The sequence below is a fragment of the Streptomyces sp. NPDC001381 genome, from assembly GCF_042895685.1.
Classification (GTDB): domain Bacteria; phylum Actinomycetota; class Actinomycetes; order Streptomycetales; family Streptomycetaceae; genus Streptomyces.
The window spans coordinates 26,967-45,198 of record NZ_JBIAWO010000019.1 but is presented as its reverse complement, the minus strand read 5'-3'; the positions used below and the strand labels follow the sequence as shown (position 1 = coordinate 45,198).

Annotated in this window: 17 protein-coding genes; 3 read left to right on the top strand and 14 right to left on the bottom strand. The window is 72.0% G+C overall.

Annotated features, from left to right (window positions below; translation table 11 throughout):
- Positions 1-37: 37 nt before the first annotated feature.
- The 13 genes from ACFY2L_RS38375 to ACFY2L_RS38315 form a co-directional block, all read right to left on the bottom strand.
- The gene (locus tag ACFY2L_RS38375; protein WP_390661393.1) at positions 38-613 is read right to left on the bottom strand and encodes a GNAT family N-acetyltransferase; all 576 of its coding nucleotides are present in this window, start codon (positions 611-613) and stop codon (positions 38-40) included.
- Complete coding sequence (locus ACFY2L_RS38370; RefSeq protein ID WP_390824645.1) at positions 591-2,855, bottom strand: MMPL family transporter; 2,265 nt, start codon at positions 2,853-2,855, stop codon at positions 591-593. The genes ACFY2L_RS38375 and ACFY2L_RS38370 overlap by 23 nt, the downstream gene beginning before the upstream one ends.
- A gap of 201 nt (positions 2,856-3,056) precedes the next feature.
- Entirely contained in the window at positions 3,057-3,374 is a 318-nt protein-coding gene (locus tag ACFY2L_RS38365; protein WP_390824644.1) for a hypothetical protein, read from the bottom strand.
- A gap of 85 nt (positions 3,375-3,459) precedes the next feature.
- A complete protein-coding gene (gene gatB, locus ACFY2L_RS38360; RefSeq protein ID WP_390661396.1) occupies positions 3,460-4,974 on the bottom strand; it encodes an Asp-tRNA(Asn)/Glu-tRNA(Gln) amidotransferase subunit GatB in 1,515 nt (504 codons plus the stop codon).
- A 15-nt stretch (positions 4,975-4,989) separates the two neighbouring features.
- Positions 4,990-5,232 (bottom strand): hypothetical protein, encoded by a 243-nt coding sequence (locus ACFY2L_RS38355; protein WP_390661397.1) that lies wholly within the window; start codon positions 5,230-5,232, stop codon positions 4,990-4,992.
- Positions 5,229-6,731 carry an Asp-tRNA(Asn)/Glu-tRNA(Gln) amidotransferase subunit GatA gene (gene gatA / locus ACFY2L_RS38350; protein ID WP_390661398.1) on the bottom strand — a complete coding sequence of 501 codons (1,503 nt, stop codon included), beginning with the start codon at positions 6,729-6,731 and terminating at the stop codon, positions 5,229-5,231. The genes ACFY2L_RS38355 and gatA overlap by 4 nt, the downstream gene beginning before the upstream one ends.
- Positions 6,732-6,736: 5 nt before the next feature.
- Positions 6,737-7,033: an Asp-tRNA(Asn)/Glu-tRNA(Gln) amidotransferase subunit GatC gene (gene gatC, locus ACFY2L_RS38345; protein WP_018531282.1), complete on the bottom strand. Its 297-nt coding sequence runs from the start codon at positions 7,031-7,033 to the stop codon at positions 6,737-6,739.
- 231 nt (positions 7,034-7,264) lie between these two features.
- Complete coding sequence (locus tag ACFY2L_RS38340; RefSeq protein WP_390661399.1) at positions 7,265-7,636, bottom strand: DUF4267 domain-containing protein; 372 nt, start codon at positions 7,634-7,636, stop codon at positions 7,265-7,267.
- Between the two features lie 437 nt (positions 7,637-8,073).
- Positions 8,074-10,401 (bottom strand): putative bifunctional diguanylate cyclase/phosphodiesterase, encoded by a 2,328-nt coding sequence (locus ACFY2L_RS38335; protein ID WP_390824643.1) that lies wholly within the window; start codon positions 10,399-10,401, stop codon positions 8,074-8,076.
- A gap of 267 nt (positions 10,402-10,668) precedes the next feature.
- Positions 10,669-12,861: an NAD-dependent DNA ligase LigA gene (ligA, locus tag ACFY2L_RS38330; protein ID WP_390661401.1), complete on the bottom strand. Its 2,193-nt coding sequence runs from the start codon at positions 12,859-12,861 to the stop codon at positions 10,669-10,671.
- A gap of 15 nt (positions 12,862-12,876) precedes the next feature.
- Entirely contained in the window at positions 12,877-13,878 is a 1,002-nt protein-coding gene (locus tag ACFY2L_RS38325) for a methionine synthase (protein WP_390824642.1), read from the bottom strand.
- Between the two features lie 20 nt (positions 13,879-13,898).
- Positions 13,899-14,597 (bottom strand): SDR family oxidoreductase, encoded by a 699-nt coding sequence (locus ACFY2L_RS38320; protein WP_390661403.1) that lies wholly within the window; start codon positions 14,595-14,597, stop codon positions 13,899-13,901.
- 11 nt (positions 14,598-14,608) lie between these two features.
- A complete protein-coding gene (locus ACFY2L_RS38315; RefSeq protein ID WP_390824641.1) occupies positions 14,609-15,148 on the bottom strand; it encodes a TIGR00730 family Rossman fold protein in 540 nt (179 codons plus the stop codon).
- Positions 15,149-15,198: 50 nt separating this feature from the next.
- Here ACFY2L_RS38315 and ACFY2L_RS38310 point away from each other — a divergent pair, with 50 nt between their 5' ends.
- Together ACFY2L_RS38310 and ACFY2L_RS38305 are read left to right on the top strand one after the other, a co-directional pair.
- Complete coding sequence (locus ACFY2L_RS38310; RefSeq protein WP_390824640.1) at positions 15,199-15,522, top strand: DUF427 domain-containing protein; 324 nt, start codon at positions 15,199-15,201, stop codon at positions 15,520-15,522.
- A 38-nt stretch (positions 15,523-15,560) separates the two neighbouring features.
- Positions 15,561-16,340, top strand: coding sequence for an alpha/beta fold hydrolase (locus tag ACFY2L_RS38305; protein WP_390824639.1), 780 nt, complete (start codon positions 15,561-15,563; stop codon positions 16,338-16,340).
- Positions 16,341-16,355: 15 nt separating this feature from the next.
- Here the strand turns inward: ACFY2L_RS38305 and mnmA are convergent, their stop codons facing one another.
- Entirely contained in the window at positions 16,356-17,486 is a 1,131-nt protein-coding gene (gene mnmA / locus ACFY2L_RS38300; RefSeq protein ID WP_390661407.1) for a tRNA 2-thiouridine(34) synthase MnmA, read from the bottom strand.
- 82 nt (positions 17,487-17,568) lie between these two features.
- Here mnmA and ACFY2L_RS38295 point away from each other — a divergent pair, with 82 nt between their 5' ends.
- Positions 17,569-18,228, top strand: coding sequence for an N-acetylmuramoyl-L-alanine amidase (locus ACFY2L_RS38295; RefSeq protein WP_390661408.1), 660 nt, complete (start codon positions 17,569-17,571; stop codon positions 18,226-18,228).
- Positions 18,229-18,232: the final 4 nt, after the last annotated feature.

The window sequence follows — 18,232 nt, the reverse complement described above, 5'->3', positions numbered from 1 at the left end:
CCGTACGGACGCTCTCTGAGAGGTCTCTTAATGATCGTCAGCTCTCCCGGTGAGCGGTACGCGCGCGTGCGGCGCGCCACTCTCGGGCCAGCACGGACCACACTTCGAGGTCGTGCCGCACCCCACGATAGGGGTAGGCCTCCCGGCGCACACCGTCGCGGGTGAACCCCAGCCGTCGGGCGACGTTCAGGCTGTTGGTGTTGCCCGCGCTGGCGATCCACTCGACGCGGTGGATCCCGCGCTGCTCGACGGCGAAGTCGATCAGCACCCGCATGGCCCGGGTGACCAGGCCGCGTCCGGTGCCGGCGGGCTCCAGCCAGCAGCCGACCTCGCAGGTGGCGTTCTCCGCGTCGAAGTTCAGGAACAGCACCCCGCCGACCAGCCTGCCCTCCAGCCACAGGCCGTGCAGGGAGCCGGTGTCGGCGGCGCGCATGTCGGCGTACCGCTGGAGCACCTCGCGCGCGCCGGCCACGTCGGCGGCCTGCGCGCCGAAGGGGATGTACTCGTTGATGAACTCCCGGCCCCGGTCGAGGTGGGTCAGGAACTCCTCGGCGTGCCGGGGCTCCAGGGGACGCAGTTCGGCTCCGTCGTCACCCAGCGATATCGCGTACATCCGGCTGCGGCTCCTTCTCGAGTTCCTCCACGACCTCGTCGAGCCTCTCACGGGCCGGACGGCAGTCGGGCGGTTCGATGCTGATGCGGGGCAGGCGCCTGTCGAGCCAGCGCGGCAGCCACCAGTTGGCGCCGCCGAGCAGATGCATCAGCGCGGGCACCAGGAGCGTCCGCAGGACGAAGGCGTCGAGGGCGACGGCCGCGGCGAGCGCGATGCCGAACATGGCGATCACGCGGTCGCCGCTGAGGACGAAGGCGAGGAAGACCGAGATCATGATGACCGCGGCGGAATTGATCACCCGGCTGGTCTCGGCGAGGCCGACGCGTACGGCCCGCCGGTTGTCGCCGGTCTCCAGCCACTCCTCGTACATGCGGCTGACCAGGAAGACCTGGTAGTCCATGGAGAGGCCGAAGAGCACGGACACCATGATCACCGGGAGGAAGGGCTCGATCGGTCCGGCCCGGCCGAGGCCCAGCAGTTCGCTGCCCCAGCCCCACTGGAAGATCGCGACGACGACGCCGAACGCGGCGGCGACGGCGGCCACGTTCATCGCGGCCGCCTTGAGCGGTATGCCGACCGACCGGAAGGCGAGCAGGAGCAGCAGACAGCCCAGTCCGATGACGACGCCGACGAAGAGCGGCAGCTTGCCGACGATGACCTCGGCGAAGTCGTCGTAGCCCGCCGTCACCCCGCCGACCTGGACGTCGAGGGAGGTGCCGGTCTCGGCCCGGGGCAGCACCTCGGTGCGCAGCCGGTCGACGAGCTCGCTGGTGCGCTGCGACTGCGGCGCGGACTCCGGGACGACGGTGAGGTACGCGATGTGCCCGCGGGAGTCGTAGGTCACGGGCGTGACCGTCGCCACGCCCTCGGTGGCGCGCAGGGTGGCGTCGAGGTTGTCGAGGGCGAGCTTGTCCCCGGCGCCCTCGACGCGGGTCACCAGGGTCAGCGGGCCGTTCACTCCGGCGCCGAAGCCTCCCCCGCTCCCGGCCGCGCCCGAGCGGGAGGTGCTCCCGGCGAGGAGGTCGTAGGCCTGGCGGGTGGTGGAGGTCTTCGGGTCGTTGCCCTGGTCGGAGGTGCCGAGGCGGAGGGAGAACGTCGGCACGGCGAGGACGGCGATGACGACGACGGCGAGCGCGCCGAGCAGCTTGGGGTGGCGCTCGACGAACGCCGACCAGCGGGCGGCGAAGCCGGTGGGCAGCTCCGGCTCGGGCCCGTGCTCGGCGAGCCGGCGCCGTTCGCGGCGGCTGAGGGCGCGCGGGCCGATCAGCGCCAGCAGGGCGGGCAGCAGGGTCACCGAGGCCGCGACCGTCAGGACGACGGTCAGGGAGGCGGCGAGGGCGACGCCGTTGAGGAAGTTCAGGCGCAGGATGAGCATCCCGAGCAGGGCGATACAGACCGTCGCACCCGCGAACACGACCGCGCGTCCGGTCGTCGCCACGGCGTTGGTGGCGGCCTCGGCGGGCGTGAGACCCCGTTTCAGGCCGCGCCGGTGCCGGGTCACGATGAACAGCGCGTAGTCGATGCCGACGCCGAGCCCGACGAGCAGGCCCAGCATGGGCGCGAAGTCGGCGACGTTCATGGCGTGCCCGAGGAGCTGGATGCCGGCGTAGGCGGTGCCGACGCTCACCAGGGCGGTGGCGATGGGCAGCAGGGAGGCGGCGAGCGAGCCGAAGGCGAGGAACAGCACCACGGCGGCGACGGCCACGCCGACGACCTCGGCGAGATGGCCGCCGGAGGACTCGGTGAGCGCGATCGCGCTGCCGCCCAGTTCGACCTGGAGCCCGTCGCTCTCGGCGGCCTTGGCGGCCCGGACCACGGCCTGGGCCTCGGAGGCGTCGATGTCCTCGGCGCGGTCGGTGAAGGTGACGGTGGCGTACGCCGTGTGTCCGTCCTTGCTGATCTGCGCGGCGCCCTGGTCGCCGTACGGGCCGGCGACGGAAGCCACTCCCGGCAGGCCGGCGATCTTCGCCAGCGCGCGGGTCATGGTCTGTTCGACGTCGGCGGCGCGGACGGTGCCCGAGGTGGTGTGCCAGACGACGGTGTCGGCGTCGCCGCCGAGGGTGGGGAAGCCTTCCGCGAGCAGCCGGGTGGCGCGGCCGGACTCGGTGCCGGGGACCTCGTAGTCGTTGGAGTAGGCGGAGCCGGTGGCGACGGCGGCGGTGGCCGTGCCGAGGAGAGCGAGGAGCCAGAGCAGGACCGCGAGAAGGCGGTTGCGGACACACCAACGTGCGAGGGCTGCCACTGACGTGCTCCCGGAGGTGAATTGTGGATCTTTGACCGGGAACAGCCCGCAAAGAACGTGTGAGCAAATCGCGTGAGCGACGGGAAGGCCACTCTTACAGGCGCACGAGATCGTTTGTTTCGATCGTGTGTCTTTTCACAGGAGTGGGAGGCAGATCACAGGACAATCACGGCGGTGATGTCAGGCCAGGTCGGGCACGTGTCAGTCGGCCTGGTCGCCGATCGCCATCACCATCACCCCGGCGATGAGCAGCCACAGCGCCCGCCGGGTACGGCCCCGGGAGCCCAGGAACGCGGCGAGGGCGCAGACGGCGGCGCCGAGGGCGTAGGCCGCCGGGACGAAGGCCGGGGCGGTACCGCCGAGACGCATGAGGGACGCGGCGAGGCCGGCGAGGGTGAGGAGCGCGCCGGTGCCGGTCGCCGTCCAGCGGGCCCGCCGGGCGTCCGTGCCGTACTCGTCGTCCACGTCCTCCCTGTCGTCTATGCCGTCCTGAGGGCCGGAGTCGGTTCGTGCACTCATGGCGGGCGAGCGTAGCGCGTCGGGCTGAGAAGACGAGAGAAGGGGTGCACCGGTCACCGGTGCACCCCTGGGGAGTCGCGGGGGATCAGCCCTCGTCGACGCCCAGCTTCTCCAGGATCAGCTGCTTGACCCGGGCCGCGTCGGCCTGGCCGCGCGTGGCCTTCATCACGGCGCCGACCAGGGCCCCGGCCGCGGCCACCTTGCCGCCGCGGATCTTGTCGGCGATGCCCGGGTTGCCGGCGATGGCCTCGTCGACCGCCGTGCCGAGCGCCGAGTCGTCGGAGACGACCTTCAGCCCGCGCTTGTCGACGACCTCGTCCGGGGTGCCCTCGCCCGCGAGGACGCCCTCGATGACCTGACGGGCCAGCTTGTCGTTCAGATCGCCCTTGCTCACCAGCTCGGCGATCCGGGCGACCTGCCGCGGCGTGATGGCCAGTTCGTCCAGCGAGGTGCCGGACTCGTTGGCGCTGCGGGCCAGTTCGCCCATCCACCACTTGCGGGCGGACGCGGCGTCGGCACCGGCCTCGATCGTGGCGACGATCGGGTCCAGCGCGCCCGCGTTGAGGATCGCCTGCATGTCGGTGGCGGAGATGCCCCACTCGGCGAGGAGCCGGGTACGGCGGGCCAGCGGCAGCTCGGGAAGCGCCGCCCGGATCTCCTCGACCCACTCCCGGGAGGGGGCCACCGGCACCAGGTCCGGCTCGGGGAAGTACCGGTAGTCCTCGGCCTCTTCCTTGACGCGGCCCGAGGTCGTCGACCCGGTGTCCTCGTGGAAGTGACGGGTCTCCTGGACGATCGTGCCGCCGGAGGACAGCACGGCCGCGTGCCGCTGGATCTCGAAGCGGGCCGCGCGCTCCACGGACCGCAGCGAGTTCACGTTCTTCGTCTCCGAGCGGGTGCCGAACTTGTCGGTGCCGTTCGGACGCAGCGACAGGTTCACGTCGCAGCGCATCTGGCCCATCTCCATACGGGCCTCGGAGACGCCGAGCGCCCGGATGACCTCGCGCAGCTCACGGACGTACGCCTTGGCGACCTCGGGAGCGCGCTCGCCGGCGCCGACGATCGGCTTGGTGACGATCTCGATGAGCGGGATGCCGGCGCGGTTGTAGTCGAGGAGCGAGTGCGAGGCGCCGTGGATACGGCCCGTCGCGCCGCCCACGTGGGTCGACTTGCCGGTGTCCTCCTCCATGTGGGCGCGCTCGATCTCCACGCGGAAGGTCTCGCCGTCCTCCAGCTGTACGTCGAGGTAGCCGTTGAAGGCGATCGGCTCGTCGTACTGGGAGGTCTGGAAGTTCTTCGGCATGTCCGGATAGAAGTAGTTCTTCCGGGCGAAGCGGCACCACTCGGCGATCTCGCAGTTCAGCGCGAGACCGATCTTGATCGCGGACTCGACGCCGGTCGCGTTGACGACCGGGAGCGAGCCGGGCAGGCCGAGGCAGGTGGGGCAGGTCTGCGTGTTGGCGTCCTGACCGAGTTCGGTGGAACAGCCGCAGAACATCTTGGTCTTGGTGCCGAGTTCGACATGGACCTCGAGGCCCATGACGGGGTCGTACGACGCCAGCGCGTCCTCGTACGACACCAGGTCGGTCGTGGTGGTCACGGTGAAACTTCCCTCTCAGCCCAGCAGGACGTCGTCGTCGCCCAGCCGCTTCAGCTCGCGGTAGAGAATGGCCAGGTTGGTGACGACCGCAGCGCCGGTCACGACGGCGTCCAGCAACCGCAGCGTGTCGCTGTCGGTCCTGGCCTTCTTGATCTGCTTGACGACGCCGATCACGCCGAAGGCCGACGTGGCCATCGACACGTACAGACCGGACTTGGACTTCTTGAAGCCCTTTGCCTTGGACAGTGCCTTGCTCACAGCGACGGAGCCTCCTCCAGGAGCGGGTGCCCCCACCTTTCCACGAAGGCGGCCTCGACGGCGGCGCCGACCTTGTAGAGACGGTCGTCCTTCAGCGCCGGGGCGATGATCTGGAGGCCGACCGGGAGGTTGTCCTCCGGGGCGAGACCGCAGGGCAGCGACATGGCCGCGTTGCCCGCCAGGTTGGTGGGGATGGTGCACAGGTCGGCCAGGTACATCGCCATCGGGTCGTCGGCGCGCTCGCCGATCGGGAAGGCGGTGGTGGGCGTGGTCGGCGAGACGATGACGTCCACCTGCTCGAAGGCCTTCTCGAAGTCGCGCGTGATGAGGGTGCGGACCTTCTGGGCGGAGCCGTAGTAGGCGTCGTAGTACCCGCTGGACAGCGCGTACGTGCCGAGCATGATGCGGCGCTTGACCTCGGGCCCGAAGCCCGCCTCACGGGTGAGGGAGGTGACCTCCTCGGCCGAGTGCGTGCCGTCGTCGCCGGTCCGCAGGCCGTAGCGCAGGCCGTCGAAGCGGGCGAGGTTGGAGGAGCACTCGGAGGGCGCGATCAGGTAGTACGCCGACAGCGCGAGGTCGAAGGACGGGCAGTCCAGCTCGACGATCTCGGCGCCCAGCTCCTTCAGCAGCGCGACGGACTCGTCGAACCGCTGGATGACACCGGCCTGGTAGCCCTCGCCGCGGAACTGCTTGACGACACCGACGCGCATGCCCTCGACGCTGCCGTTGCGGGCGGCCTCGACGACCGGCGGGACCGGGGCGTCGATGGAGGTGGAGTCCAGCGGGTCGTGCCCGGCGATCACCTCGTGGAGGAGCGCCGCGTCCAGGACCGTACGGGCGCAGGGACCGCCCTGGTCGAGGGAGGAGGAGAAGGCGACCATGCCGTAGCGGGAGACGGCGCCGTACGTCGGCTTCACGCCGACCGTGCCGGTGACGGCGGCCGGCTGGCGGATGGAACCGCCGGTGTCGGTGCCGATCGCGAGGGGCGCCTGGAAGGAGGCGAGCGCGGCGGAGGAGCCGCCGCCGGAGCCGCCGGGGATCCGGGTCAGGTCCCAGGGGTTGCCGGTCGGCCCGAAGGCGCTGTTCTCCGTCGACGACCCCATGGCGAACTCGTCCATGTTGGTCTTGCCGAGGATGACGACGTCGGCGGCCTTCAGCTTCTTGGTGAGGGTCGCGTCGTACGGCGGGATCCAGCCCTCGAGGATCTTCGAACCGACGGTCGTCGGGACGCCCTCGGTGGTGAAGATGTCCTTGAGCGCGAGGGGCACACCGGCGAGCGGGCCGAGCTTCTCGCCCTTCTCCCGCTTCTCGTCCACGGCGCGCGCCTGGGCCAGGGCCCCTTCGCGGTCGACGTACAGGAAGGCGTGCACCTTCTCGTCGACGGCCTCGATCCGGGCCAGGTGGGCCTCGGTGACCTGGACGGCCGTGAGCTCGCCGGAGGCGATCTTCGCGGCGGTCTCGGCGGCGGTCAGCTTGATGATGTTGACGTTGTCCGTCATGGCGGTTAGTCCTCCCCCAGGATCTGCGGCACCTTGAAACGCTGCTGCTCCTGGGCCGGGGCGCCGGAGAGCGCCTGCTCGGGGGTGAGCGACGGACGGACCTCGTCCGCCCGCATGACGTTCGTCAGCGGGAGCGGGTGCGAGGTCGGCGGTACGTCTTGGTCGGCGACCTCGCTGACGCGGGCGACCGCGCCGATGATGTCGTCCAGCTGTCCCGCGAAGTGGTCGAGCTCTTCGGGCTTCAGCTCCAGACGCGCCAGCCGGGCGAGGTGGGCGACCTCCTCGCGCGTGATGCCAGGCATGCAGCGTTCCTCTGGGGGTGAGTGTGTGGTTCGGGGCTGGGGCTTGTCGTCGCCTTCCCGTCGTCCGCCCGACGCGGCGAGCGGGTGTGTCAGGCGTCGCGCGGCGGACGGGAATGTGACGACAAGCCCCAATCCTAGGGGGCCGGGCCCGCAACCCGTGAAACGGTTTGCCGGGACGCCCCCCGGGGCCGGTGCCGTCCGTCGCGGACCGCGCCGTCCGGGACGTGGTCCTCAGACGGCGAAGAGCAGCCCGGCGCCGATCAGGACGACCACGGCCGTGGCGAAGTGGACGCCGAAGGCGACGGCCCTCGTGCCTCCGTGGCGCAGCACTATCAGGGTGTCGCAGAGCGGCACGAGGGCCACGGAGAGCAGGAACCAGGCCTCGGCACGGGCGCCGACGAAGGCCAGCAGGGCCAGGCCCACCACTCCGAGGGTGCCGTCCCGCAGACCCTTGACCGAGAGATAGGCGCCGGCGTCGCCCTCCGGACGGGCCGGGACGCCGTAGCCGGCGGCCGCCGGGGCGGGCTGGAACAGGAACCGGTAGCCGAGGAACACGCAGAACAGGTCGAGCACGACGGCCAGGGTGTACGCGGCGACGGTCACGGCTTCTCCTTGCTAGCAGCGCTAGGGGCAAGAGCGAAGCTAGCAGAGCATCTACAGATCTTCTAGCGGTGCTAGAATTCCTTCCTGTCGACCGTGCCGACCCTGACGACCCTGACGCGAGGTGGAGGGGGTTCGCGGAACGCCTCGCCGGTTCAGGGGCGGAGCGGGCGCGGGCCGGACCGGCGGCGGTCGGGGAGGCCTGGCCGCGCTGTGGGCGGCCTTCGGCCAGCCGGCGGCGGCCGTGGAGCCGATCGCGGCGGACGGTGAGGACCCGGTGCCCTGACCGAGACGTACTGGGCGGCCCTGCACGGCCCGGTGACCCTGATGCGCGGCGGCCGCCTGCCGGAAGAGGCCCGTGCACGGCGTCTGGAGCTGCTGAACGCGCACTTCACGGCGGGGGCGAGCCGAGTCCTCGATCCGGTGACAGCCGCGGTGGGCTATTCGTCGGCGGCCGCCGCCGGGAGGGCCGCCGCGGGGCGCTGCCAGCCCCGGGAGCCCCGGGCCCGCAGCCACGCCGTGGTCTCCCCGGGGGGCATCGCCGCGGCCACCAGCCAGCCCTGGACCGCGTCACAGCCCAGGTCGCGCAGGCGTTCCCAGGTCTCGTCGTCCTCGACGCCCTCGGCGACCACCAGAAGGCCCAGGGAATGCGCGAGGTCGACGGTGCAGCGCACGATCTCCGCGTCCTCGGTGTCGACCGCCAGCCGGGCCACGAAGGAGCGGTCGATCTTCAGTTCGCTGACCGGGAGCCGCCGCAGGTGCACCAGGGACGAGTAGCCGGTGCCGAAGTCGTCGAGCGACATCTTCACGCCGTGCCCGGTCAGAGCGTTGAGGGTGTCGGCGGCGCGCTGCGGGTCCTCCAGGAGGACGTGCTCGGTTATCTCCAGTTGGAGCGCTCCCGCCGGAACGCCGTGCCGGGCGAGACGCGCCGCGACGGAGCCGGCGAAACCGGGGGTGTGGACGTCGCGCGGGGAGACGTTGACCGCCACGGGGACGTACAGCCCCTGGGCCCGCCACTCGGCGACCTGGCCGAGCGCGGTCTCCAGGACGTACTCCGTGAGGTGGGGCATCAGCCCGGACGACTCGGCGATCGCTATGAACTCGTCCGGCGGTACCTTCCCGCGCTCCGGGTGCACCCAGCGGACCAGCGCCTCCAGGCCCGCCACCTGGCCGTCGAAGCGGACCTTCGGCTGGTAGTGCAGCTGCACCTCGTGCGCGTCCAGCGCCCGTCGCAGATCGCCCAGCAGTCCGAGCCGGTCGGGGGTGTTGGAGTCGCGCTTGGACTCGTACACCTCCACGCCCGTACGGTCCCGCTTGGCCTGGTACATGGCCACGTCGGCCCGGCGGAGCATGCCCTCCGCGTCGAGCGCGTGGTCGGGGAAGACGGCGACCCCGGCGCTGGCCTCCAGGACGAGGGTGAGCCCGTCGAGGTCGAGCGGCGAGCTGAGCGTGGAGACCAGTCCGCGGGCGACACGGGTCGCGGAGGTCGTGGAGTCGGCGACGGGGAGTAAGACGGCGAACTCGTCACCGCCGAGCCGCGCGACCTCCGCTCCGCGCGGCAGCGCGAGCCGCAGCCGTTCGGCTATCTGGAGGAGGAGCCGGTCGCCGGCGAGGTGCCCGAGGGTGTCGTTGACCGAACGGAACCGGTCGAGGTCGATCAGCATCAGGGCGGCCCGGGCACCGATCCGCTCGGCGTCGTCCAGGGCGGTCCAGATGCGCTCCAGCAGCCACTGCCGGTTGGGCAGACCGGTCAGCGGGTCGCGCAGCTGCTCCTCGGCCCGGGCCCGGGCCATCCAGAGCGTGGAGTCGAGGGCGATCAGCGGGATGGAGAACAGCGGCAGCAGGATGGGCTTGGCCATGGCCACCACGCAGACCAGCGGCGCGATGCCCAGCAGGGCCACCGCGACCAGGCCCTGTCTGACCAGGGCGGTGCGGGCGACGGTCGGCAGCCCGCCGGAGCGGGGGGCGTGCAGATACCAGAGCAGGACGCGGGTGACGGACAGATAGGCGACGGCCACCAGGACCACCTGGGGCCCGGTGTAGACGGTCCAGCTGTCGGGGTACCAGGGATGCTCGACGGACGGCACCCGTCCGCCCGCGGCGAGCAGCAGCGCGCCCGCGCCGATGCCGAGGATGTCCACCGCGCCGTGCAGGACGCCCTGGCGCCAGCGGTGGCGTCTGGCTATGCCGACCAGCACCACGACGGTGAGGCTGACCATGCCGGCCGCCACCCAGCCGTACAGCAGCAGGACGGCGAGGGTGAGGGCGGCGCCGGAGCCGGTGCCGCCCCACCACCGGGCGCGGCCCAGCATGACCAGATGGCCGACGATGACGCCGGTCAGCAGGGCCAGCGACCAGCCGACCGTGCCGGACGGGAAGAGGGCGTGGCCGCCGGTGAAAGCGCGGTAGAAGCCGGCTCCGAGGGCGAAGGCGGCCGCCCCGACGACCGCCGCGGGCAGCGCGGGCCAGGACAGGTGCCGGTCGGGTTCGGCCTCGTTCAGTCCGGCCGTGCCGGGCAGCCCGGCGGTCCCGGAGAGCACCGAGGTGCCGGGCAGGGCGGACGGGCGGGCGGAGAGCCGGGGCGGTCCGGAGACGGGCCCGGCGGGCTGTACGGCGGAGGCTCCGAGGTCCGGGGCGGTGCGCGGCGCGTACGCCTCCGCGCCCGGACGCCGCTCGGACCGTGCCGCCCACCGACTCCCCCACCGGACGCCGGCGCCCCGGAGCCGGCGCAGCCGGGAGTCCGGGGCGACGCTCTCGGTCGGTTCCATTCCCGTCCCTCTCACAGCCGGCGGTGCCCACGCCACGCGGCCCGATGCCCGACAGACCTTCGACGGCGCCGCGTTGGAAAACCCTTTCCCCGCTCGTCCGGAGCGAGGATGCCCCGACCGCGGCCGGGCACGGCGGGCGCACATCTCAACAGTAGGCCGCGGAAGGCTTCCACGGGCAGCGGTCGTCGACGGTTGCCCGAATGCGCACCGGCCACCCGTATGCATCTGGTATGCGCCATTCGGGTGGCCTTCAACCGCAACGCTCGGCTACTCCTCGGCCGGAAGGGCGACTTCGGCGGCGGCCTCCGGCCCCTGTTCGAGGAGGACCGTGAAGCCGTCCTCGTTCAGAACGGGCACCTTCAGCTGCATCGCCTTGTCGTACTTCGATCCGGGACTGTCACCCACAACGACGAACGACGTCTTCTTCGACACCGAACCGGTCACCTTCGCTCCGCGGCTCTGCAGCGCGTCCTTGGCGCCGTCGCGGGTGAAGTGCTCCAGCGTGCCGGTGACGACGACCGTCAGGCCTTCGAGGGGACGCGGGCCCTCGTCCTCGCCGGAGCCCTCCTCCTCCATGCGGACTCCGGCGGCCCTCCACTTGCGGATGATCTCCTGGTGCCACTCCTCGGCGAACCACTCCTTGAGCGAGGCCGCGATGATCGAGCCGACGCCGTCGGTGGCCGCCAGCTCCTCCTCGGTCGCCTGCTCGATGCGGTCGATGGAGCGGAACTCGCGCGCGAGCGCCTCGGCCGCGACCGGTCCCACGTGACGGATCGACAGTCCGGTGAGCACGCGCGCGAGCGGACGTTCCTTGGCCGCGGCGATGTTCTCCAGCATGGCGAGCGCGTTCTTCTTCGGCTCGCCCTGCTGGTTGGCGAAGACCGTGGCGATCTTCTCCTCGCCGGTCTTCGGGTCGCGCTTGGGCAGCCCGCTGTCCTGGTCGAGGACGTACGCCTTGATGGGCAGCAGCCGGTCGATGGTGAGGTCGAAGAGGTCGCCCTCGTCGGCCAGCGGCGGGTCCTCGGGCTCCAGCGGCTTGGTGAGGGCGGCCGCGGCGACATAGCCGAAGTGCTCGATGTCCAGCGCCTTGCGCCCGGCCAGGTAGAACAGCCGCTCGCGCAACTGGGCCGGGCAGGTCCGGGCGTTGGGGCAGCGCAGGTCGACGTCGCCCTCCTTCATCGGCCGGAGCGGCGTACCGCACTCGGGGCACTCCGAGGGCATCACGAACTCGCGCTCGGTGCCGTCCCGCAGGTCGACGACCGGTCCGAGGATCTCGGGGATGACGTCACCGGCCTTGCGCAGCACCACCGTGTCACCGATGAGGACGCCCTTGGCCTTGACGACGTCCTGGTTGTGCAGCGTGGCGAACTCGACCTCCGAACCCGCCACCGTCACCGGCTCGACCTGCGCGTACGGCGTGACCCGGCCCGTACGGCCCACGCCCACGCGGATGTTGACGAGCTTGGTGTTGACCTCCTCCGGCGCGTACTTGTACGCGATGGCCCAGCGCGGCGCCCGCGCCGTGGAGCCGAGCCGCCCCTGGAGCCGGATCTCGTCGAGCTTGACGACGACCCCGTCGATCTCGTGCTCCACGGAGTGCCGGTTCTCGCCGTAGTACGCGATGAACCGCCGTACGCCGTCGAGGTCGCCCACCACCCTGTTGTGCGCGGAGGTGGGCAGGCCCCAGCCCTTGAGGAGGTCGTAGGCCTCGGAGAGGCGGTTCATGCCCTCGTAGCCCTCCAGGGCGCCGATGCCGTGGACCACCATGTGCAGCGGGCGGGTGGCGGTGACGCGCGGGTCCTTCTGGCGCAGCGAACCGGCCGCCGCGTTGCGCGGGTTGGCGAAGGGCTTGTCGCCGGCCGCCACCAGCCGGGCGTTCAGCTCCTCGAACTTCTCCATCGGGAAGTAGACCTCGCCGCGGATCTCCACGAGCGTGGGCACCCCGTCGCCCGCCAGCCGGTCCGGGATCTCCGCGATGGTGCGCACGTTGGGAGTGATGTCCTCGCCGGTGCGGCCGTCGCCGCGGGTCGCCGCGCGCGCGAGCCGGCCGTTCTCGTAGGTGAGGTTGACGGCGAGGCCGTCGACCTTCAGCTCGCACAGGAAGTGGTACGCCGAGGCCCCGACGTCCTTGTGGACGCGCTCGGCCCAGGCGGCCAGCTCCAGGTCGTCGAAGGCGTTGTCCAGCGAGAGCATGCGCTCGCGGTGCTGGACGGCCGTGAAGTCGGTCGCGTACGCCCCCGCGACCTTCTGGGTCGGCGAGTCGGGCGTGCGCAGCTCGTGGTAGCGCTCCTCCAGCTCCTCCAGCGAGCGCAGGAGGCGGTCGAACTCCGCGTCGCTGATGACCGGAGCGTCCTTCACGTAGTACCGGAAGCGGTGCTCCTCGATCTGCTCAGCGAGCTGCGCGTGCTTCTCCCGTGCCTCTGCGGGCACCGTCGTCTCCGCTTGCCTGTCGCCGGCCACCGTGTTGTCCTCCCGTTACTCTGGGTTGTCCGCGAGGGATCTCGCCGCCCGGACGCAGTGGGCGAGGGCCTGGCGGGCGTACGCGGGGGACGCCCCCGCGAGTCCGCACGCCGGTGTGATCGTGACCGCCTCCGTGAGAAGCCCCGGTTGCAGTCCCAGCCTGCGCCACAGCGTCCTGACCCCCATGACGCTACCGGCAGGGTCCGACAATGCGGAGTCCGTGCCGGGCACGACACCGGCGAACAGACGGGTACCCCCCTCGACCGCCTCGCCGATCGCCTCCTCGTCACGCTCGGTGAGCAGCGAGAAGTCGAAGGAGATCCCCGCGACCCCGGCCCGGCGGAGCAGGGCGAACGGGACGTCCGGTGCGCAGGAGTGGACCACGACCGGGCCCTCGCCGTGCACCCCGGCCACGTCCCGGAGCGTGGCCTCCACGACCTGGCGGTCGACGGCCCGGTGGGTGCGGTAGCCGCTGGCGCTGCGCACGCCGCCGCGGAGCACGGCGGTGAGGGAGGGCTCGTCGAGCTGGAGGACGAGCCGGGCCCCGGGGACGCGCCGCCGCACCTCGGCGAGATGCAGCCGCAGCCCCTCGGCCAGCGAGGCGGCCAGGTCGCGGCAGGCGCCGGGGTCGGAGAGGGCGGCCTCGCCGTTCTTCAGCTCCAGCGCGGCGGCGAGGGTCCAGGGGCCGACCGCCTGCACCTTCAGCGGGCCCTCGTAGTCCTGGGTGAACTCCTCGAGGGCGTCGAGGTCCTCGCCGAGCCAGGAGCGGGCCCGCTTGGTGTCCCGGCCCGGGCGGTCGCCGATCCGCCATCCGCTGGGCTCCACGCGCGCGTACAGCTCGACGAGCATCCCCGCCGTGCGGCCGATCATGTCGGCGCCGGGGCCGCGGGCCGGGAGCTCGGGCAGGAACGGGAAGTCCTCGAAGGAGCCGGTGGCGGTCCTGGCGGCCTCGCGGGCGTCGCCGCCGGGAAGCGAGCCGACGCCGGTGGCGGGGCCGTAGCTGGAGTCTGCGTTCACGTGAGGAAGCCTACGGAAGGTCAGCGCCCCGGCCGTACCGTCAGGTCGTTCACCTCCGCGTCCCGCGGCAGGTCCAGGGCCATGAGGATCGTGGTCGCCACCGACTCGGGGTCGATCCACTCGGCGGGGTCGTACTCCTTGCCCTCCTGCTGGTGCACCTTGGCCTGCATGGGGCTGGCGGTGCGTCCGGGGTAGACGGAGGTGACCCGGACGCCGTTGCCGTGCTCCTCGTTGCGCAGCGAGTCGGCGAGGGCCTTCAGGCCGTGCTTGGAGGCGGCGTACGCGGACCAGTCGGCGCTCGCCCGGAGGCCGGCGCCGGAATTCACGAACACCACGTGCCCGCGCGCGGCCCGCAGCTGGGGCAGGAAGTGGCGGGTCAGTTCGGCGGGGGCGATCAGGTTGACGTTGAGCTGGTGGCGCCAGGCCTTGGGGGTGAGCTCGCCGACCGGGCCGAGGTCGACCACTCCGGCGACGTGCAGCAGCGAGTCGACCCGGTCCGGAAGGGTCTGGTGGGAGAAGGCCCAGCTCAGCCGGTCGGGGTCGGCCAGGTCGCCGACGAGGGTCCGGGCGCCGGGGAACTCGGCCGCCAGCTCCTTCGCACGGCCCGCGTCGCGCGCGTGCAGCACGAGGTCGTCCCCGCGCGCGTGCAGACGGCGGGCGACGGCCGCGCCGATGCCGGAACCGGCTCCGGTGATCACATGAGTAGTCATGCCCGCCATGCTCGCACCCCCTAGGCGATGCCCCGGCTCTCCTCCAGGTAGGCGAGGGCGCCCACGGGCTCCTCCGCGAAGAACACCAGGTCGGTGAGAGGACGGGGCAGGAACCCCTCGTCCTCCATCCTGAGGAACTGCTGCTTGAGACCGTCGTAGAAGCCCGCGGTGTTCAGCAGCACGACGGGCTTGTCGGTGTGCCCGTGCTTCTTCAGCTCCAGGATCTCGGTGGCCTCGTCCAGCGTGCCCGTCCCGCCGACCATGATCACGACCGCTTCGGCCTTCTCCAGCAGCAGCCTCTTGCGTTCGGCGAGGTCCTTCGCGATCACCATCTCGTCGGCGCCCGCGCGGGCCTTGGCGGCGAGGAAGGTCACGGAGACCCCGCACAGCCGCCCGCCGGCCTCCTGCACCCCGTCGGCGACGACCTTCATCAGCCCCACGTCGGACCCGCCCCACACGAGGGTGTGGCCGCCCTTGCCCAGCAGCTCCGCGAACTCGCGCGCGGGACGGGTGTAACGGTCGTCGAGGTCGGCGGCGGAGAGGAAGACACAGATACGCATGCCGTCACCGTACGCGGGAAGAACCGGGGGCCCGCGAGCGCTTTTCCAGCATGACCGCAGGACACACGATCACCATCGAGCAGGGCACCCGGCGCGTCCGGGTCGTCCACGGGAACCTCGTGCTCGCCGAGACCGACCGGGCCCTCGTGCTGCGCGAGACCGGCTGTCCGGTGCGCTACTACATCCCCGAGGCCGACGTGCGCACGGACCTTCTGACCCCCTCCGACACCCACACCTCCTGCCCGTTCAAGGGCACGGCGTCCTACTGGTCGCTGCCGGACGCGCCCGATCTGGTGTGGGCCTACCCCGACCCCAAGCCCGATGTCGCCGCGATCAGGAACCACCTCTGCTTCTACGAAGTGGAAGTGTCGTAGGCCGATGACCGCCGCGCGGTGCGGCAGTCTGCTCTGACATGGACAAGAAGACCATTTCGCGCGACGGCACCGAACTCGCGTACGCACGCGCCGGACAGGGCCCCGCGGTCATCCTGGTGAGCGGGGCGATGTCCACGGGCGGCACCGTGGCACCCCTGAGCGGGCTCCTCGCGCACCGCTTCACCGTCCTCTGGTACGACCGCCGGGGCCGCGGCGGGAGCGGGGACACCGCGCCGTTCGCGGTGGAACGTGAGGTGGAGGACCTGGCCGCGCTGATCGAGGCGGCGGGCGGCGAGGCGTCGCTGTACGGCATCTCCTCGGGCGGCGCGCTCGTGCTGGAGGCGGCGGCCCGTGGGCTGCCGGTGCGCCGGGTGGCCGTCTACGAGACGCCGTTCGCCCTCGACGAGGAGGAGGCGCGCGGCCGCGCCGAGTACAGCGAGCACCTCACCGAGGCGCTGGCGCAGGGGCGGCGCGGGGACGCCGTGGAACTGTTCCTGCGGCTGACGGGCCTGGCCGAGGAGATGATCCAGCGGGCCCGTCAGTCGCCGATGTGGGCCGGCATGGAGGCGCTCGCGCCGACCCTCGCCTACGACGACGCCGTCATGGCCGGCGGACGGCTCCCCCGCGAACGGCTGGCCTCGGTCGGTGTGCCGGTGCTCGCCGTGGCGGGCGGGGACAGCCCCCGGTGGCTGCGCGAGGCCACGCGCGCGGTGGCGGAGGCTGTGCCGCAGGGGACGTACCGGACACTCGAAGGGCAGACCCACATGGTCGATCCGAACGTGCTCGCGCCGGTGCTGGCCGAGTTCTTCGACCAGTAGGGGGCGGCGAGCGGGTCAGGCCACCCCGGCCGTCGCCCGCACCGTGGTCGCGATCGTCGCCGAGCCCACCACGCGGGTGCCGTCGTACAGCACGATCGCCTGGCCGGGGGCCACCCCGCGGACCGGCTCCCCGAAGGACACCCGCAGCTCGCCGTCCACCAGCTCCGCAGTCACCTCGGTCTCGCCGCCGTGGGCGCGCAGCTGGGCGGTGTAGGTGCCGGGGCCGGTGGGGGCCGTTCCGCACCAGCGCGGCCTGATCGCCGTCAGACCGGTCACGTCCAGGGCGGCGGCCGGGCCGACCGTCACGGTGTTGTTCACCGGCGAGATGTCGAGGACGTAGCGCGGCTTGCCGTCGGCGGCCGGGGTGCCGATGCGCAGCCCCTTGCGCTGGCCGATGGTGAAGCCGTACGCGCCCTCGTGGGTGCCGATCTTCACGCCCGACTCGTCGACGATGTCGCCCTCGGCCCTGCCGAGCCGCTGGGCCAGGAAGCCCTGGGTGTCGCCGTCGGCGATGAAGCAGATGTCGTGCGAGTCGGGCTTCTTGGCGACCGCGAGGCCCCTGCGCTCGGCCTCCGCGCGGATCTCGTCCTTCGTGGTGACCGTGTCGCCGAGGGGGAACAGGGCGTGTGCCAGCTGCCGCTCGTCCAGGACGCCCAGGACGTACGACTGGTCCTTGGCCATGTCGGAGGCGCGGTGCAGCTCGCGCGTGCCGTCCTCGTGCGTGATCACCTTGGCGTAGTGGCCGGTGCAGACCGCGTCGAAGCCGAGGGCGAGCGCCTTGTCGAGCAGGGCCGCGAACTTGATCTTCTCGTTGCAGCGCAGGCAGGGGTTGGGGGTGCGGCCGGCCTCGTACTCGGCGACGAAGTCCTCGACGACGTCCTCGCGGAAGCGGTCGGCGAGGTCCCAGACGTAGAACGGGATGCCGATGACGTCGGCGGCGCGCCGGGCGTCGCGGGAGTCCTCGATGGTGCAGCAGCCCCGCGCGCCCGTGCGGAACGACTGCGGGTTCGCGGAGAGCGCGAGGTGGACGCCGGTCACGTCGTGGCCGGCTTCCGCGGCGCGGGCGGCGGCGACGGCGGAGTCGACCCCGCCGGACATGGCGGCGAGAACGCGGAGGGGGCGGGGGCGCTGCGAGGTCTCAGTCATAACCCTTCCAGGGTACGGGTCACCGGGAACCGGAGCCCGCGCGTATCCGTTGACGATCACGAAGGGCGAGAAAGGGCGGGCGATGGGGGAGCGAGAGGCCGACTCCGACCGGCGGATCGGGCGGCGGGCGCTGCTGATCGGCGGGGCGGTGGCCGCCGTGGGGTCGGCTGCGCTGGCGCGTGAGGAGCTGACGCGTCTGTACTGGCGGCTGCCGGGGGTGCGCCGACCGCGCGTGGAGGGCGCGGTCGACTTCGGGGGCGCGCGGTGGGTGGCCGCCTCGGAGGCGAACTTCCGCTGGGCGGACCGGCCGGACGACTACGGGATCGACATGGTGGTCATCCATGTCACACAGGGCGATCTGGCCAGCGCGGTGGAGGCGTTCGAGGACCCCGGCCACCAGGCGGCGGCGCACTACATCGTCGGCCGGGACGGCGGCGTCACCCAGATGATCCGTGAACTGGACGTGGCGTTCCACGCGGGCAACCGGGGGTACAACGAGCGGAGCGTCGGCATCGAGCACGAGGGGTTCGTGGACCGGCCGGAGGACTTCACCGACGCGATGTACGAGGCCTCCGCGCGGCTGACCGCCCGGATCTGCGCGCGCTACGGCGTCCCCGTGGACCGTGACCACATCATCGGGCACGTCGAGGTGCCGGGGACGGACCACACCGATCCCGGCGAGCACTGGGACTGGGACCGGTATCTGCGGCTCGTCGAAGAGGCGCGCACGGCATCCGCCTGATCCA